At 41.1% G+C, this 15413-nt stretch carries 15 protein-coding genes and 1 pseudogene; 12 read left to right on the forward strand and 4 right to left on the reverse strand.

Annotated elements, in window-relative coordinates:
* Positions 1–71 precede the first annotated feature (71 nt).
* A complete protein-coding gene (locus tag HGR01_RS01175; RefSeq protein ID WP_045869921.1) occupies positions 72–950 on the forward strand; it encodes a peptidoglycan-binding domain-containing protein in 879 nt (292 codons plus the stop codon).
* A 175-nt stretch (positions 951–1125) separates the two neighbouring features.
* Complete coding sequence (locus tag HGR01_RS01180; RefSeq protein ID WP_045869922.1) at positions 1126–1479, forward strand: phage holin family protein; 354 nt, start codon at positions 1126–1128, stop codon at positions 1477–1479.
* Here the strand turns inward: HGR01_RS01180 and HGR01_RS01185 are convergent.
* The 3 genes from HGR01_RS01185 to HGR01_RS01195 all read right to left on the reverse strand — a co-directional run bounded on the left by HGR01_RS01185 (position 1442) and on the right by HGR01_RS01195 (position 4391).
* On the reverse strand, positions 1442–2044 hold the full coding sequence (locus HGR01_RS01185) for a cobalamin biosynthesis protein (RefSeq protein WP_063749823.1): 603 nt from the start codon (positions 2042–2044) through the stop codon (positions 1442–1444). The two genes, HGR01_RS01180 and HGR01_RS01185, sit on opposite strands and share 38 nt — an antisense overlap.
* Positions 2045–2792: 748 nt before the next feature.
* The gene (locus tag HGR01_RS01190; RefSeq protein ID WP_194007949.1) at positions 2793–2978 is read right to left on the reverse strand and encodes an alpha/beta hydrolase; all 186 of its coding nucleotides are present in this window, start codon (positions 2976–2978) and stop codon (positions 2793–2795) included.
* Positions 2979–3107: 129 nt separating this feature from the next.
* A complete protein-coding gene (locus tag HGR01_RS01195; protein ID WP_045869923.1) occupies positions 3108–4391 on the reverse strand; it encodes an ankyrin repeat domain-containing protein in 1284 nt (427 codons plus the stop codon).
* A gap of 203 nt (positions 4392–4594) precedes the next feature.
* Here HGR01_RS01195 and HGR01_RS01200 point away from each other — a divergent pair, with 203 nt between their 5' ends.
* A complete protein-coding gene (locus HGR01_RS01200; RefSeq protein ID WP_071989381.1) occupies positions 4595–5065 on the forward strand; it encodes a DUF4079 domain-containing protein in 471 nt (156 codons plus the stop codon).
* Between the two features lie 343 nt (positions 5066–5408).
* On the opposite strand, the gene HGR01_RS01205 is transcribed toward HGR01_RS01200, so the two are convergent.
* On the reverse strand, positions 5409–6086 hold the full coding sequence (locus HGR01_RS01205) for a DUF1997 domain-containing protein (protein ID WP_045869925.1): 678 nt from the start codon (positions 6084–6086) through the stop codon (positions 5409–5411).
* A gap of 178 nt (positions 6087–6264) precedes the next feature.
* Between HGR01_RS01205 and HGR01_RS01210 the strand changes: the two genes are divergently transcribed.
* From HGR01_RS01210 to HGR01_RS01250, 9 genes and pseudogenes are all read left to right on the forward strand, one after another.
* Complete coding sequence (locus HGR01_RS01210; protein ID WP_045869926.1) at positions 6265–6924, forward strand: SDR family oxidoreductase; 660 nt, start codon at positions 6265–6267, stop codon at positions 6922–6924.
* A gap of 306 nt (positions 6925–7230) precedes the next feature.
* Positions 7231–7836, forward strand: a pseudogene (locus HGR01_RS01215) (glycoside hydrolase); the annotation flags it as partial.
* A gap of 320 nt (positions 7837–8156) precedes the next feature.
* Positions 8157–8930 (forward strand): beta-carotene ketolase CrtW, encoded by a 774-nt coding sequence (crtW, locus tag HGR01_RS01220; protein ID WP_045869927.1) that lies wholly within the window; start codon positions 8157–8159, stop codon positions 8928–8930.
* A gap of 78 nt (positions 8931–9008) precedes the next feature.
* Positions 9009–9977 carry a glycosyltransferase family 2 protein gene (locus tag HGR01_RS01225; protein ID WP_045869928.1) on the forward strand — a complete coding sequence of 323 codons (969 nt, stop codon included), beginning with the start codon at positions 9009–9011 and terminating at the stop codon, positions 9975–9977.
* A gap of 63 nt (positions 9978–10040) precedes the next feature.
* Positions 10041–11414, forward strand: a complete 1374-nt coding sequence (locus HGR01_RS01230; protein ID WP_096621971.1) for an AAA family ATPase — start codon at positions 10041–10043, stop codon at positions 11412–11414.
* Positions 11404–11979 carry a hypothetical protein gene (locus HGR01_RS01235; protein ID WP_045869930.1) on the forward strand — a complete coding sequence of 192 codons (576 nt, stop codon included), beginning with the start codon at positions 11404–11406 and terminating at the stop codon, positions 11977–11979. The genes HGR01_RS01230 and HGR01_RS01235 overlap by 11 nt, the downstream gene beginning before the upstream one ends.
* Positions 11980–12103: 124 nt before the next feature.
* The gene (gene rpsB, locus HGR01_RS01240; protein ID WP_045869931.1) at positions 12104–12898 is read left to right on the forward strand and encodes a 30S ribosomal protein S2; all 795 of its coding nucleotides are present in this window, start codon (positions 12104–12106) and stop codon (positions 12896–12898) included.
* A 150-nt stretch (positions 12899–13048) separates the two neighbouring features.
* Positions 13049–13996: a translation elongation factor Ts gene (gene tsf / locus HGR01_RS01245; RefSeq protein WP_045869932.1), complete on the forward strand. Its 948-nt coding sequence runs from the start codon at positions 13049–13051 to the stop codon at positions 13994–13996.
* 418 nt (positions 13997–14414) lie between these two features.
* Positions 14415–15329 (forward strand): hypothetical protein, encoded by a 915-nt coding sequence (locus HGR01_RS01250; protein ID WP_045869933.1) that lies wholly within the window; start codon positions 14415–14417, stop codon positions 15327–15329.
* Positions 15330–15413 lie beyond the last annotated feature (84 nt).

The raw sequence follows: 15413 nt of genomic DNA on the forward strand, positions 1-15413 counted from the left end.
TTAACATACAGCTTTTTTATATGCTCAAGCGGCTGTAATATTAGCATCAGAAGATTCTGGTGGCAATTACCATGAAAGGCAGTCTATCACTAAGTATCTTGAGCTACTTAGATTCACTCAAAGTATTTCGCTTTCACAGCTCCAATAAGTTGGATTGGTTACTGATGTTGTCTTCTGTGCCTGTGTTGATTGCTGCTTCTGCGGTAGTCTCAATTGCTGCACCACAGAAAATCTCCCAAGCCACTCCGGGAGTTAATTTTAACCGCCCTACCCTGAACATTGGTAGTCAAGGAGAACGGGTATCTGAACTGCAAGCAGCTCTCAAACTATTGGGTTTTTATACGGGTAACGTTGACGGTATTTATAGCACTAATACTGCAACCGCCGTTTCTAGATTTAAGCAAGCAGCTGGCTTAAATCCAGACGGGATTGTTGATGCTGTGACTTGGCAAAAGTTGTTCCCCAACCAAGCAATAGCACCATCAACAGTAACTTCACCTCAGCCTAGCCCTACATCTACACCAGCATTAATTGCTCCTGCTTCCACGAACACCCCAACTAGAATTATTCCGAAACCAGAGCCAAAACCAGCTCAACCCAGACAAAATACAACTCCCAAACCCCAAAAACCACCCACCCGTACATCTCCAAGGACTAAGCCAGCTCCTACCACGCAAATCCCGCGTTTTGTTGAACGTACCCCTGGTATTCAATACACCACAGATGGATTACCAATTTTGCGTTTAGGGAACCGTGGCTATGAAGTAGGCAAATTGCAAGAAGTTTTGAAAAAGCTGGGATTCTTGGAAGGTGGCGCAGATGGAGACTTTGGCCCTTCAACAGATGCAGCAGTCAAAGCTGCACAAAGCCGCTATGGACTAGAACCTGACGGCGTAGCTGGTGGGGAAACCTGGCAAGTACTGTTAGGAAGATTGCAGCGACAGCGTTAAATAAATAAGAAAATGGGTATGGGGTGTTTGGTAATGGGTAATGGGTAATGGGTAATGGGTAATTGCTAATTGGTAATGGATATTTCTCCCTTATCTTCCTCATCTCCCTCATCTCCCTTATCTTCCTTATCTCCTCTCCTCCCTGCTCTAGCCCCTATTCCCTCACAACTTGCGTATGAAACACTTTTTATTAACTTGGTTGGCTACTGCGGTGGCTTTGTTAATTACCTCGAGAGTTGTTTATGGCTTCGAGGTCAAGAGTTTTGTGGCGGCGTTGATTGCTGCTGTGGTTATTGGACTGGTTAATGGGTTTATTCGCCCAATTTTGCGGTTTTTCGCGTTTCCAATTACTTTACTGACTTTTGGTTTATTTTCCTTTGTCATCAATGCTCTAACTTTGTGGTTAGCCAGTGGACTGACTCCTGGTTCGGGTTTTGAGATTAAGGGTTTTATACCAGCTTTGTTAGGATCAATTGTGTTAGCGATTGTTTCTAGCGTGCTAAATTATTTTCTGAGAGTGGTGGAATAAGAGCTGCCACGGCTATCGTCACTGCCTTTGGTTCATCGTTTAACCGAAAAATTTGTTTAGGTACTAAGCACCTGACTCCAATATCAATCAAATACGGAGTGAGGTTCGCTAAATGTGCATTCAACTGTAGAGACTGATGGGTTGAAAATTGCTCCTCATTTTTCCCTACCTGTAAGCCTATCGTTGATTGCCAATCGATATTCCCTGCTGCAAGCATAGCCGCTGCTTCCGCTACGCTAGGAGTTCCCATTACTTGAGCCGTAATTTCCCCTGGGTTGGGAACAGAAACCAGCCGGAGAATTTCTGCGGGATATGTTTTCAAACTAATATTGTGTAGCTGGCAAAATTCTACTAAACCGACTTCTGAAGCTTTATTGTTGATGGTAGCAAGACCTGCGATCGCTCCGCCAAAGCCTTTAGCTAACCCACTTTGGTGAAGTTGATTTTCTCTCAACACTTGCTCAATTGCCGTCTCAATCAACTTTCTCGATACACCTTGTTGGCAGCCCAATCCTACCCAGAAGTGTTGTGACAGCCTTTGCAATTTGGGTATTTTATCACTCACTGCTAAATTTATCCTCAATTAAATTGAAAATATTTATTGCATCTGGAAGGCTAAAAATACCCGTGTCTACAACCTTTTGTATGAGTTGTATACTTTCTGGTTCAGTATGATACATCAAAACTGATCGTTACAATACTTTTCCTGAAAACGAAAAACTATATATTGTGTACATCTAGCACAGTAGGAAACGCCGAGGCAGAGAACAGGTAAAAGGTAAGAAGAAAAAATAAATTTTCTGATTGATTTTTACTTCTCTAATAAGCTTGAGGCGCAAGCGTTTTGCCTCCTCTATCTTGGTGTTTCAATTTCTTCCTTACTCTTGTGCAGCAAAGCTTTCAGAGCCAGAAATATATTCTTACTCTCTTCAATATCTATAGATTATTGATAGATAAAATTTGTTCCTTTATATCGTAGTTAAAATCAAGGTAAAGCTTTATTAAGCTAAATTTTAATTACTCAAAAACATACAAAATTTGTTGCAAAAGCTGGCTTGATATTTTTGTTTTTTGTTGATATAATATCAATCCAAAGTAAATACAAATAGAAAATTTTATCGACTTAGCCTAAACCATAAAAATTCACCATAAATAAATAAAAGTTGCTAGTAATTAAGAAACTACTGTTTATTGATGAAGAAGAAGATAATTAATCATGAATATTGTGTGCCATGAAACAGCGATCGCGCTTAAGTTGCGATCCCAGCAATAAAGTTTTCTGCTTGTAAACTAATCAAGGAATCATAGCTCAATTAACCAGCCAAAAGATGACAAATTGGCACAAAAATATGGGGATGGGGCATTGGGCATTGGGGATTGGGCATTGGGTAATTGGTAATTGGTAATTGGTAATTGATAATTGATAATTGGTAATTGGTAATTGGTAATTGGTCATTGGTAATAGAGATTTTTCCTAGTCCCCAGTCCCCAGTCCCCAATCCCTAGTCCCTAGTCCCTAGTCCCTAGTCCCCAGTCCCCAGTCCCCAGTCCCCAGTCCCCATTGCCCCTTATCCCCAGAGGGGGCCCCGAGTTCCCCAGTCCCCAGTCCCCAATCCCTAGTCCCCAATTCACTCCTGCGCCCCTGCTTGTTGCAGACTCCGCACTATCTCTCTAAACCCGTTAAATTCGGCAATCATCAAAGCTGTATAACCACCACGGTTTTTTAAGTTCAAATCTGCACCGCCTTGAATTAATACCTTGACAGATTTAGGAAAACCACCGGAAGCTGCCCACATTAACGCTGTTGCGCCAGCTGAGTCTTGAAAATTGACATCAGCGCCCTTGGCTATCAGTAACTGCAAAACTCCTGGGTGGTTGCGTTGCGTGGCTTTCAGTAAAGCTGTTTTACCATCCTCTGCAGGGATATTGGCATCAGCGCCATAGTTGAGTAATACCTTCACTGTTTCAACATGGCCTTGGAATGCGGCTAAAGTCAAAGGGATCTCACCGAGATTTTTATCATGAATATCTGCCCCACTACGCAGTAGCGCCTCGACAATTTGGCTATGTCCCTGCAAGGCGGCTACAAGTATTGGTGTATCACCCAGGTTGTTTCTAATATGGACATTTGCATCACGGTTGAGTAATGCTTGCACTACATCTAGATAACCTTCCACAACTGCAAGGTGTAGGGCTGTTTCTCCATCACTATCTTGGAGATTAATATCGATATCTCTATCGAGTAAAGCCGTCACAATCTCAATGTTGCCAGCAGCGGCTGCGGCGGATAGTGCTGTACCACCATCCTGATTTTTGACATTCACATCAACTCCAGCCGCTAGCAGTGTTTTCACAACTGCGAAATGTCCTAAATCAACCGCATTCATTAACAGCGTCTCACCGTCCTCATCGGGGATATTGACATCTGCACCGCTTTGAATAAAGGCTTCTACAACTGTTGCGTGTCCTTGCTTGACTGCTAGCTTTAAGGCTGTGTCATCATCTTTATCGGTGATTTCCAACTTAGCACCAGCAGCTATTAAAGCTTTTAGCACATCCACATGACCTTTGAGTGCCGCTGCCATTAACGCGGTGCTGCCATCTTCATTTGTGGCGTTGACATCCGCACCTCTAGATATTAATAGCTGCACAATATCAAGTTGATTGGCACTAGCTGCCAGCATCAAGGCTGTAAGGTGATAACGCTTTCTAGGGAGGTTAATATTTGCCCCAGCATCTAAAAGCGATCGCACAATTTCGGTGTAGCCTAAATTAGCCGCAAACATTAATGGCGTGGTACCATCGCGATCGCAAACGTCCGCTTTAGCACCAGCAGCCAGCAGCGCCCCCAGCCGCTTGATATCACCGCTTTTGGCAGTTCCTAGCAGCAACATATCAGTGTTTTCAGTCATGGAAGAGATTTTGCTCTAGCAGTTTTGATTGATCTAGTCCCAGAATTCAGTCTGAGATTGTTTATCCACTTTTGCAAGGGGGTTGATTCACTATTCTGGGTTGAGATTTCGGTATACTGGCATCTTTTTATTCTCTGCCGCCAATACAGAGAAATAGAGTTATGCTAATTTTTATGAAGATTTAAGAATCGGGCGGGAACACTATGAATTTGGAACTTTCTCCATCTTTGAAATATTGGCTGAACTTCTTTCACCCCATCATGATGTGGGCATTATTGGCAATCTCTATCTATGCTGCCTATTTGGGGCTAAAAGTACAGCGTACTAGAAATGCTCAGGGTGAAGAGAAGAAAGAATTGATTAAAGGTAGATATAACATCAGACATTATCAAATTGGCTCTATACTCTTGGCTTTGATGGTAGCGGGCGCGGTTGGAGGGATGGCTGTCACCTACATCAATAATGGCAAATTATTTGTAGGCCCTCACCTGCTAGCAGGCCTGGGTATGACTAGTTTGATTGCATTTTCCGCAGCCCTTTCTCCTTATATGCAAAAGGGAGCAAATTGGGCGCGGATGACTCATATTTTATTAAATTTCACACTCTTAGGGCTGTTTGCTTGGCAGGCTATCACTGGTGTGCAAATTGTTCAGAAAATTTTGACGAATGCATAGTTAAGGGTCAAGGGTCAAGGGTCACCCAATTTTAGATTTTGGATTTACGATTTTGGATTGACCTCTCCTTATAAAGAAGAGGCTTAAGTATTGAATGATTTTTTTGCTCCTTCTCCGTAAACGGAGAGGCTTGAAACCGTTTTTTGGATTTTATTTTTAGATTTAATCTAAAATCTAAAATCTAAAATCCAAAATTGTCTCGGTCAAGGGTCAAGGGTCAAAGATTAGCCTTTCAAGGTAACTTGCTCAATCTCTTTTTCTTTACCTGCACTTGACCTTTGTACAGACGCGATTAATCGCCTCTCTGCAACTCAAGTAGAGACGCGATTCATCGCGTCTCTAATTACCGCTTTTTCTTAGCAGCATTAAAGGGTATACCCAAAGATTGGTGGAAATCTTCTTGGACTTTGCGGGTTAAACGACGAGACACTTGACGGACGATTTGATTCAGTACGCGATCGCCTGTAGATTGAATTAAAGACTTGGGCAGTCGTTGTATGAACTTAGGGAAGTGAAGTTCCACAACCAAATCTAATTCCCATTCTACTTTTGTCACCTTGGCAAAATTTTCAGTAGCTTCCGATACATTTTCTACCAACTGTAGGGATGCTCGATAATCTACATCATAACCAGGCGATTGATAATCAGGAATTGGAATAGTACGAATACGATATACACCTTCATCAGCAGGTAATAATTCTAACCCTATTTTTGGTTCAACTTCATAACCAAAGGAGCCAAAACGACCAATGATTAAAGCGTAGCCATTTTCTCCCAATGGTTGAACTTTCATCGGTTCAGCGCAACGCGAAAACCAGGAAGAGTGAGTATTAAGATACTCTGCAACCATTGCCGAGGGCGCATACATCTCCATACAATCACTGTAGCTACCATAAAACTTTGTAGGCATTGCTACAGGAACTCCTGTTAATGCGTCCTCCGCTTCTGTGGCACTGGACGCTACAGGTAAAACAGTTTCTGTTATTTCTAATGATTTATATTCGCCGTTTCTTGAAAGCATAAATGCGTTCCTGCATCCTTTGGCGTTGGTCTATATTAATCGTTCCCAGCTAACGTGGGGTATTTCGCACTTAGATTCCATTTTGACGGAATCCTCATGAATCTGTCATGGACTTCGTAGAATTACTACAATAAAGAACTGAACAATCACATATTAGTTTCCCAGGATAGCGTTTCTCATGAAAGCATTTGTAGCAGGGGCAACAGGTGAAACAGGCCGCCGGATTGTACAAGAACTCATAGCGCACAAAATTCCCGTCCGTGCTTTAGTCAGGGATACTGAGAAAGCTAGGGAAATATTGCCTGCAGAGGCACAGTTGGTAGTGGGTGATGTGTTAAAACCCGAAACCCTGACAGAAGCTTTGGGTGATAGTACAGTCTTACTGTGTGCCACCGGTGCCAAACCCAGCTTCGATCCTACTGGGCCCTATAAGGTAGATTTTGAAGGTAGTAAAAATTTAGTAGATGCCGCTCAAGCAAAGGGAATTGAGCATTTTGTTTTTGTTTCTTCCTTGTGTACTTCTCAGTTGTTCCATCCCCTAAATTTGTTTTGGCTAATTTTAGTTTGGAAAAAGCAAGCTGAGGAATACCTTCAAAAAAGCGGCTTAATCTATACGATTGTGCGGCCTGGTGGATTGAAGAATGAAGATAACTCTAATCCGATAGTGATGCAGGGTGCTGATACGTTGTTCGATGGTAGCATTCCTCGGCAAAAAGTTGCCCAGGTTTGCGTAGAAGCCCTTTTTGAACCCACTGCACGCAATAAGGTTCTAGAGATTATTTCTAAACCTGAAGCTACTGCCAAAAACTTTAGGGAGTTATTTACTAACGTTGCTTGATTTGGGGTTTGGTAATGGGTAATTGGTAATGGAAATTTCTTCCCTGCTCCCACAGTCCCCAGTCCCCAGTCCCCATTGCCCCTTATATCCCCAGAGGGGGCCCCGAGTTCCCCAGTCCCCAGTCCCCAGTCCCCAGTCCCCAATCCCCAGTGTAGAAAGTTTTAATTTAAGAAGTTAAAACAGAACACAGTACTGCTGTGCTAAATTCTGCCGAAATTAGTGCATAAACCATTGTTGTTAGATAAAAGATAAAGATTAAGGAGTCAAACTCTGAAAAGCTTTAAATTTAAAGGCGTAGAAAAACTAATTGGGCCAATAGCTGCGCTGCTTGGCTTCGTCTGCTTATTGCAGTGGTATATTACTGGAGATTTGCGATCGCCTTCTGACCCTACCTTTGAAGGTCAACAACCACCTTTAGTCATGAAGGGGGGCGATCCTTACATCCGTGCTTTAATGCGAACTATCTCAGCTAGTGAGGCTAATGGTAAACGCCCTTACTCGCTGTTATATGGTGGTCAACAGTTTAATGACCTCAGCCGTCATCCTCAAATATGTGTCACCATTGTAACTGGCCCTAACACCGGTAATTGCTCCACTGCTGCGGGTAGATATCAAATTATTAACACTACTTGGTTTCAAATTGCCCCCCGCTATCATCCCAAGCCGACGCAGTTTATGTTTTGGGTTTCTTATAGTTTTGAGGCTGAATATCAAGATGTAGTGGTTTACCGTTGGTTAAGCGACTCTCAATTTTGGGGAATTAATATTTCGCAACTGCTGCACCAAGGTAAACTGAATGATGTTTTACGGCGATTGTCTTCTACTTGGACAAGCTTAGGATACGGCATAGAAACCAATTCTATTAGTGGCTCCTTGCCAAGAATTTATAAGAAAATATTGCAAGAAGAATTAGCAACTATCAATCTGCCATCATCACAAAATTTACTGCCTACTCCGATCCAAAAGTCAACACCTAAACCTTTAGAAAGCTTAAGAGAAAGGAATAATTCAACGCTTCCCCCATATAGAGGTAGTAGCGGCACTTTAGAACTCAGATTAGATAGCCTCTAATATCAAAGAAAATAGTTAAGCTTGCTCCTGCCTCACAAAATACTGTTGTATATTGCTATTTAAAAGACACTTGATTTCGCTATTAAAATGTCATTATTTCAAGTAGGATGCGTTAATAACGCATCCTACTTGTTCATCTGAGTGCTATATGGAGTAAAAGCATGATCCAGTTAGAACAACCACCTAATACAGACAAGAACTTTATTCCAGCATTCAGAAGTAAATCTCAATTTGAGGGACTTTTAGTTGCTATTTTAATTATTACTTTATGGGCAATAAGCCAGATTTTCCTATTTTGGATGGATTTTTCTCAGTGTAATGTTTGGATATTATTAGCTTTTATAATTTGGCAAACATTTTTATATACAGGATTATTTATTACTGCTCATGATGCTATACATGGGGTGGTATTGCCTAATTATCCAAAAATCAATCATGTTATTGGGTCTTTGTGTTTAACGCTATATGGATTTTTACCTTATCAAAAATTATCACAAAAGCATTGGTTACACCATCATCATCCTGCCAGTGAGTTAGACCCTGATTTTCACGATGGTAAACACGAGAATTTCTTTGCTTGGTATTTCCATTTCATGAAAAATTATTTGAGTTGGCGGCAGATAATTTCTATAACTATTATTTATAGAGTTTTGCTGCATCTACTGCATATACCTGCTGCTCATCTAAATTGCTGTTGGGCACTGCCAGCACTTTTAAGTTCATTACAATTATTTTATTTTGGTACTTTTCTACCACACAAGCAGCCAATTGGGGGTTATATTCCGCCTCACAATACTCAAACTATCGACCGTCCAATTTGGTTGTCATTGATCACTTGCTATCATTTTGGCTACCACAAAGAACATCACGAATATCCCCATATTCCTTGGTGGCAGCTACCCGAAGTTTATACAATGTCTAAAAATGAATTTTGATTTGGGATTAATTATTCACGAAATGTCCAAACTTGGGGAGAGGAACAGTGCTAGCGTCACAGTTGTCCTATTCTGGAGATGGGTAATAGTGTTGTGGGTGAGAATGTGTTTTTCAGTGTTGTTATACCAACGTACAATCGCAAACTAATTTTAGAAAAGTGTCTGCGCGCCTTGGAAGTGCAGGATTTGGGTGATTCAACCCCGATTACAGGTTATGAAGTCGTTTTGGTAGATGATGGTTCTACTGATGGCACTTTAGAATGGTTAGCTGCATATAAAGAAGATTTTCCCCATGTGCGATGCTTTGAGCAAAACCACCAAGGGCCTGCTGCGGCGCGGAATTTGGGCGTAGAAAAAGCACAGGGAGACACAATTATCTTTATTGACAGCGATTTAGTGGTGCTTTCCAACTTCTTACAGGCTCATGCTGAGGCGCTGTTACAAGGACAAAAGAGATTAGGAAGCGATCGCTTTTTTACCTACGGTGCAGTGATTAATACTGCTAATTTTGAGCATCCTACCTCTGAACCTTATAAAGTAACAGATTTTTCTGCAGCTTTTTTTGCTACAGGTAATGTAGCAATTCCTAAACATTGGTTAGAAAAATCTGGGCTTTTTGACACTAGATTTCAACTCTACGGATGGGAAGATTTAGAACTTGGTGTTAGGTTAAAAAATCTCGGTTTACAACTAATTAAATGTCCAGCAGCAGTCGGCTATCATTGGCATCCAGCATTTAGATTAGAGCAAATTCCTAACTTAATTGATAAAGAAATTCAACGCGGACGCATGGGAGTTTTGTTTTATCAAAAGCACCCCACTTGGGAAGTGCGAATGATGATTCAAATGACTTGGATACATCGTTTGCTGTGGGGTATTCTTTCCATCAATGGCGCGCTAAATGAACGGACAATGGCACCATTTTTACAATGGCTAATTAACTTAGGTAAACCCCAATTAGCTTTAGAAGTTGCCCGGATTTTTCTCAACTGGTACAACGTTAAGGGTGTTTACGAAGCCTACGCGCAAACTCAGAAGGCATTGTAAAATTATTAAGGATGAAGGTTAATTGCAATTTCATCTTCATCCTTAATCAAAAAAGCAACAATTATGAGCCAATCGACTGCAACTAAAAGTAAAAAAAAAGAAATAGCAAAAGGCATAACTAGTATTTCTGTAAATGGTTACAAGTCATTATATGAAGAATGCTGTATAGAAGTACGTCCTTTAACTATTCTTGCTGGTGCTAATAGTTCTGGAAAATCGAGCATTATGCAGCCTTTATTGATGCTGAAACAAACTTTAGAGGCTACCTATGATCCTGGCGCTCTATTATTAAATGGGCCAAATGTTAAGTTTACTTCAGCAACACAATTATTTTCTAAAGTATTTGGTAGAGAACGTATTACGGAATTTACGATTTATATTGAAGTAGAAAATAATGAATCTATTAAAAATACTTTTATCAAGTATCCACGCAAGGCAATAGATGTGCTCAAGATGGAATATGAAGCAGGTGGTAAGAAATTAGTAATCTCACCTGATATGCTGCCAGGCGATGTTATAAAAATTCTGCCTGAGCCATATTTAGCATTTTATGAATTAGCAAAAGAGGTAGAAGCATTACAAAATCAAAGTAGATGGATTATTGAGCGGAATCGTTGTTTTTTGGAATTCGCATTGTTGATGGGTAAAAAAACAATGACACCTTCATTTCTTCAATCTTTAAATCCTACTAGCCCTTCTGAAACCTTTGGACGTTATATTAGTCAAACAATACATGTACCAGGTCTGAGAGGTAACCCCGAGCGTAATTATAAGACTACAGCAATAGGCAGCGAATTTCCTGGTACATTTGAGAACTATGTTGCCAGTGTTATCAATCACTGGCAAAAAAATAAAGATAAACGGCTTCAAGATTTAGGTGACATATTGGAAGCCTTAGGACTAACTTGGAAAGTTGAGGCTAAACAAGTCGATGATACACAAGTTGAGCTTAGAGTAGGTCGCTTACCACGTCATTCTAGTACCAAAAGCGATGTAGTAAGTATTGCTGATGTTGGATTTGGAGTTTCACAAACTTTACCTGTTATAGTTGCCTTGCTGGTGGCAGAACCAGGACAATTAGTCTATATCGAACAACCAGAAATTCACCTTCATCCTCGTGCCCAAGCAGCCTTAGCAGAAGTATTTGCTTATGCAGCTAATCGGGGAGTGAAAGTAGTTATAGAAACTCATAGCGCGTTGTTACTTTTAGCAGTGCAATCACTAGTAGCAGAGGGTAAGCTATCACCACAATTAGTCAAACTTCACTGGTTTACCCGGAAAGAAGATGGGATCACAAAAGTTAGTAGTACCGATTTAGATGATACTGGTGCTTTTGGAGATTGGCCAGAAGATTTTGGTGATGTATCTTTAAGTCTCGAAAGTCGTTATTTAAATGCGGCTGAGGCTCGTTTATTCAATAATTCACATGGCAATTAAAGTAGTTTCTAAGCGATTGGTAATAGATGCGTCAGTTGCACGTTCATCTGGTGGAGAAGAAGCTACTTATCCAACATCAGTACACTGCCGCGATTTTTTAAAAGCAGTTTTAGATATCTGTCACCAGGTTGTAATGACACCAGATATAAGAGAAGAATGGGACAAACATCAATCAAATTTTGCCCGTAAATGGCGAATTCAAATGGTAGCCAGGAAAAAGTTTAAATTTGTAAATATTAAACTTAATAGTGATTTATGGAAACGAATAGAAAGTATTGCATCTAATGATAAAGAATGTTGGGAAATGACTAAAGATCTGCGGTTAATAGAAGCAGCATTGGCAACAGATAGAATTGTTATATCTTTGGATGATAAAACTGCCAGAACTCTTTTTAGCAGTGCATCCAAGAAAGTAGAAGAGCTTCAAGATATTGTGTGGGTAAATCCAGATAAAATAGAAGTAGAAAAACCCATTGAGTGGCTAAAAAATGGTGCAGAATTAGAAAGCGATCGCCTATTGGGGAATTTTTGCATTGACTCAAATCTAGACTCCGATTCACGCTAGCACAGCAGCACAAATGTGCTACCCTAGTAGGGTTCATTAATCTCGCACATCCAGGAATTCGGGTGTTTCCCTATTGGGAGATACGCCTGGGTGGAGGTTTAACCCGAATCGGAGTTAGAAATATATGCCAGTCGTTTCATTGGCTCAAATGATGGAGTCAGGGGTTCACTTTGGTCATCAGACCCGGCGTTGGAACCCTAAAATGTCTCCTTACATTTATACTTCCCGCAATGGTGTACATATTATCGACTTGGTGCAAACTGCCCAGTTGATGGAAGATGCATATACTTATATGCGTACACAAGCTGAACAAGGGAAGAAATTCTTGTTTGTCGGCACTAAGCGGCAAGCTGCGGGTATTATTGCCCAAGAAGCCAGCCGTTGCGGTTCCCACTACATTAACCAACGTTGGTTGGGTGGGATGCTGACCAACTGGACAACTATTAAAACCAGAGTAGACCGCCTCAAAGATTTAGAGCGCCGCGAAGAAACCGGAGCATTGGACTTGTTGCCCAAAAAAGAAGCTTCAATGTTGCGCCGTGAAATGGCGAAGCTACAAAAATATTTGGGCGGGATTAAAACCATGCGGAAAGTTCCCGATGTCGTGGTGATTGTAGACCAACGGCGGGAATATAACGCAGTTCAAGAGTGCCAAAAATTGGGAATTCCAATTGTATCAATGTTAGATACAAACTGTGACCCCGATGTCGTAGATATTCCCATCCCTGCAAATGACGACGCTATCAGATCCATTAAGCTGATCGTCGGCAAATTGGCGGATGCGATTTATGAAGGTCGTCATGGTCAGCTTGATGCAGAAGATGACTATGAAGATTACGAAGGTGGTGAGGAAGATTACGACTATGAAGAAACTGAGCTAACAGGCTCATATGCTAGCGAAGAAGACGAAGAAGAATAGGTAAAGGTAAAGGTAAAGGATGAAGTATGAAGGATAAAATTTCAGACTTCATACTTCAAACTTCATACTTTCTTCAGCGCTGAGTAAGATAGAAATACTCAACACCAGTTAGCGATTACAACTCGAGGTCAAGTAGGAATTGAGGGCAACATGGCGGAAATATCTGCAAAACTAGTCCAAGAGCTACGCCAAAAAACCAACGCTGGCATGATGGACTGCAAAAAAGCACTAAAAGAAAATGATGGTGACATTGACAAAGCCATAGATTGGTTACGTCAAAAGGGCATCACTTCAGCTGGTAAAAAAAGCGATCGCGTTGCAGCAGAAGGTCTAGTAGACACCTTCATCCAGCCTGGATCTCAGGTAGGTGTACTGATAGAAGTTAACTGCCAAACCGACTTCGTTGCCCGTAACGAGTCTTTTAAGGCTTTAGTTAAAAATCTGGCAAAGCAAGCAGCATCAGCTGATAGCGTTGAAGCTTTATTGGCTCAACCCTATATTGAAAATACAAGTGCAACTGTAGATGAATCCATCAAGCAATTGATTGCCCAGCTTGGTGAAAATATCCAGGTGCGCCGCTTTGTAAATTTTTCATTAGCAGCAGGCAAAGCAGGTATAGTAGACAGCTATATTCACACTGGCGGTCGAGTTGGTGTGTTAGTTGAGATAGAATCTGAAACTGATGCAGCCGTGGGCAATGAAGATTTCCAAGCTTTAGCACGGAATAGCGCTATGCAAGTAGCAGCTTGCCCCAATGTCGAGTATGTCAGTGTAGACGAAATACCGGCTGAAGTTGCTGATAAAGAAAAAGAAGTGGAAATGGGGCGGGATGATTTATCCAGCAAGCCACAGAACATCAAAGAAAAGATTGTTCAAGGACGGATTGAAAAACGTCTGAAGGAATTGGCTTTGCTGGATCAGCCTTTTATTCGCGATCAGAGCATTTCAGTAGAAGACTTGGTGAAACAAGTTAAGTCTAAAGTCGGCCAAGACATCACAATCAAACGCTTTGTGCGCTATGTCTTAGGTGAAGGCATTGAAAAGCAAGAAAGCAACTTTGCTGAAGAAGTCGCTGCACAAATGGGCGTTAAGTCATAATTTTGTCATTTGTCATTTGTTATTTGTCATTTGACTCATGATGAATGACAAATGATTTGTTATCAAGACAGGTCAAGCAAAGTTTGCTGGCCTGTATTTTATTTTTTATACCTGTTTGGCTTGGGGAAAGGTAAAAGGGTTATACCAATTCAAAATTCAAAATTCAAAATTCAAAATTAAGAAAGCCATATGTAGCACGGGTTTTTGAGTTTGGATCTGTTGCTGAATTTTGGAGAATTGGTATTAAAGGTATTTTATTTCCCTTTCCCGCTTCCCCTTTTCCCCTTTAACCGAGAATTTTATTTACAGCAGATTTGCTATACTTTCGAGAAAATCTTAAATCCTAGAAATATTTCATTTAAAATATATTCGTACATTTGTACCATAATCGGGATTAGATGGGTAATTAAGAGAAGATATGGCTAGAGCAATCGAGCGAATTGATCGGGATCTTGCATTGCTGAAAGAAGCGATCGCAGCGATCGCCACAGAACTGCAAAAATCTTATGCTATTTACTTAAGCCTGTTAGGGCAAGCTGTTCGTCAGCAGTTGATTCTGGCAACTTATCATCTGTGTACCCAGGGTTATCCCGAAAAGTTCTTGAGCTTGTCATTGAATCAACGGTACAATTTGCAACAAGCCATCCGCAAGCTAGGTAAGCAAGCTGATGAGCAATTACTGGCTATTGTTAGTAATGAAGAAAATCAGAATGCGGTAGCGGAAGATGAAGTAGATGAGGGGGATGAGGTAGATGAGGGGGATGAGGCGGATGAGGGGGATGAGGTAGATGAGGGGGATGAGGCGGATGAGGTAGGGAAAAAGGATGCGGGTGGTCATCGCAATCCTAAATCCCAAATCTCTACTTTGAAATTGACCGACACTTCTAATCCGATGCAGTTACTAGTATGGCAACAAAGCCTAGAGAAGCTAACTCAACATACACTCAAAAAAGTTTCTCATGATGCTAATGCTGCCCTGCAAAAAGTCAATATTTTACCCAAAAAGATACCTGAACCGATTTTAGAAGTAGCTGCTGCGGCATCAGAAGCATCTGCCGAAGTTATGCCAGGGCCACCTAACTTATTAAACGTGGTCATTGAAATCCCCAATGAGCAAGATGCAGAAGAATCTAGCCTGACAAAAGTTATGGCGATTAACCTCCGACTAGGAGAAATTGAATTTGCTGATGCTAAACTCTCATCTGCACGCCGACAAATTCGCAACACATTAATTCAGCTAAAGAAACTAGGGCAGGATTATCAAAAAAAGCAGAGAGAACGCTCAATTGCCGAAGCAGAAGCCGCATGGCGTGCAATTTGGGATGATGATTAGTTGGTCATTTGTCGTTTGTCATTTGTCATTTGTGAATAACTAGTACAGAACGGCGTAAATAGCGCAAAGTTGGCGGTGTCGGTT

Source organism: Tolypothrix sp. PCC 7712, assembly GCF_025860405.1.
Classification (GTDB): domain Bacteria; phylum Cyanobacteriota; class Cyanobacteriia; order Cyanobacteriales; family Nostocaceae; genus Aulosira; species Aulosira diplosiphon.

Bases quoted from the DNA above. Each gene is read 5' to 3' on its own strand.
- HGR01_RS01175 (WP_045869921.1), top strand. From the start codon at position 72: ATGAAAGGCAGTCTATCACTAAGTATCTTGAGCTACTTAGATTCACTC.
- HGR01_RS01180 (WP_045869922.1), top strand. From the start codon at position 1,126: ATGAAACACTTTTTATTAACTTGGTTGGCTACTGCGGTGGCTTTGTTA.
- HGR01_RS01195 (WP_045869923.1), bottom strand. From the start codon at position 4,391: ATGACTGAAAACACTGATATGTTGCTGCTAGGAACTGCCAAAAGCGGT.
- HGR01_RS01200 (WP_071989381.1), top strand. From the start codon at position 4,595: ATGAATTTGGAACTTTCTCCATCTTTGAAATATTGGCTGAACTTCTTT.
- HGR01_RS01205 (WP_045869925.1), bottom strand. From the start codon at position 6,086: ATGCTTTCAAGAAACGGCGAATATAAATCATTAGAAATAACAGAAACT.
- HGR01_RS01210 (WP_045869926.1), top strand. From the start codon at position 6,265: ATGAAAGCATTTGTAGCAGGGGCAACAGGTGAAACAGGCCGCCGGATT.
- crtW (WP_045869927.1), top strand. From the start codon at position 8,157: ATGATCCAGTTAGAACAACCACCTAATACAGACAAGAACTTTATTCCA.
- HGR01_RS01225 (WP_045869928.1), top strand. From the start codon at position 9,009: ATGGGTAATAGTGTTGTGGGTGAGAATGTGTTTTTCAGTGTTGTTATA.
- HGR01_RS01230 (WP_096621971.1), top strand. From the start codon at position 10,041: ATGAGCCAATCGACTGCAACTAAAAGTAAAAAAAAAGAAATAGCAAAA.
- HGR01_RS01235 (WP_045869930.1), top strand. From the start codon at position 11,404: ATGGCAATTAAAGTAGTTTCTAAGCGATTGGTAATAGATGCGTCAGTT.
- rpsB (WP_045869931.1), top strand. From the start codon at position 12,104: ATGCCAGTCGTTTCATTGGCTCAAATGATGGAGTCAGGGGTTCACTTT.
- tsf (WP_045869932.1), top strand. From the start codon at position 13,049: ATGGCGGAAATATCTGCAAAACTAGTCCAAGAGCTACGCCAAAAAACC.
- HGR01_RS01250 (WP_045869933.1), top strand. From the start codon at position 14,415: ATGGCTAGAGCAATCGAGCGAATTGATCGGGATCTTGCATTGCTGAAA.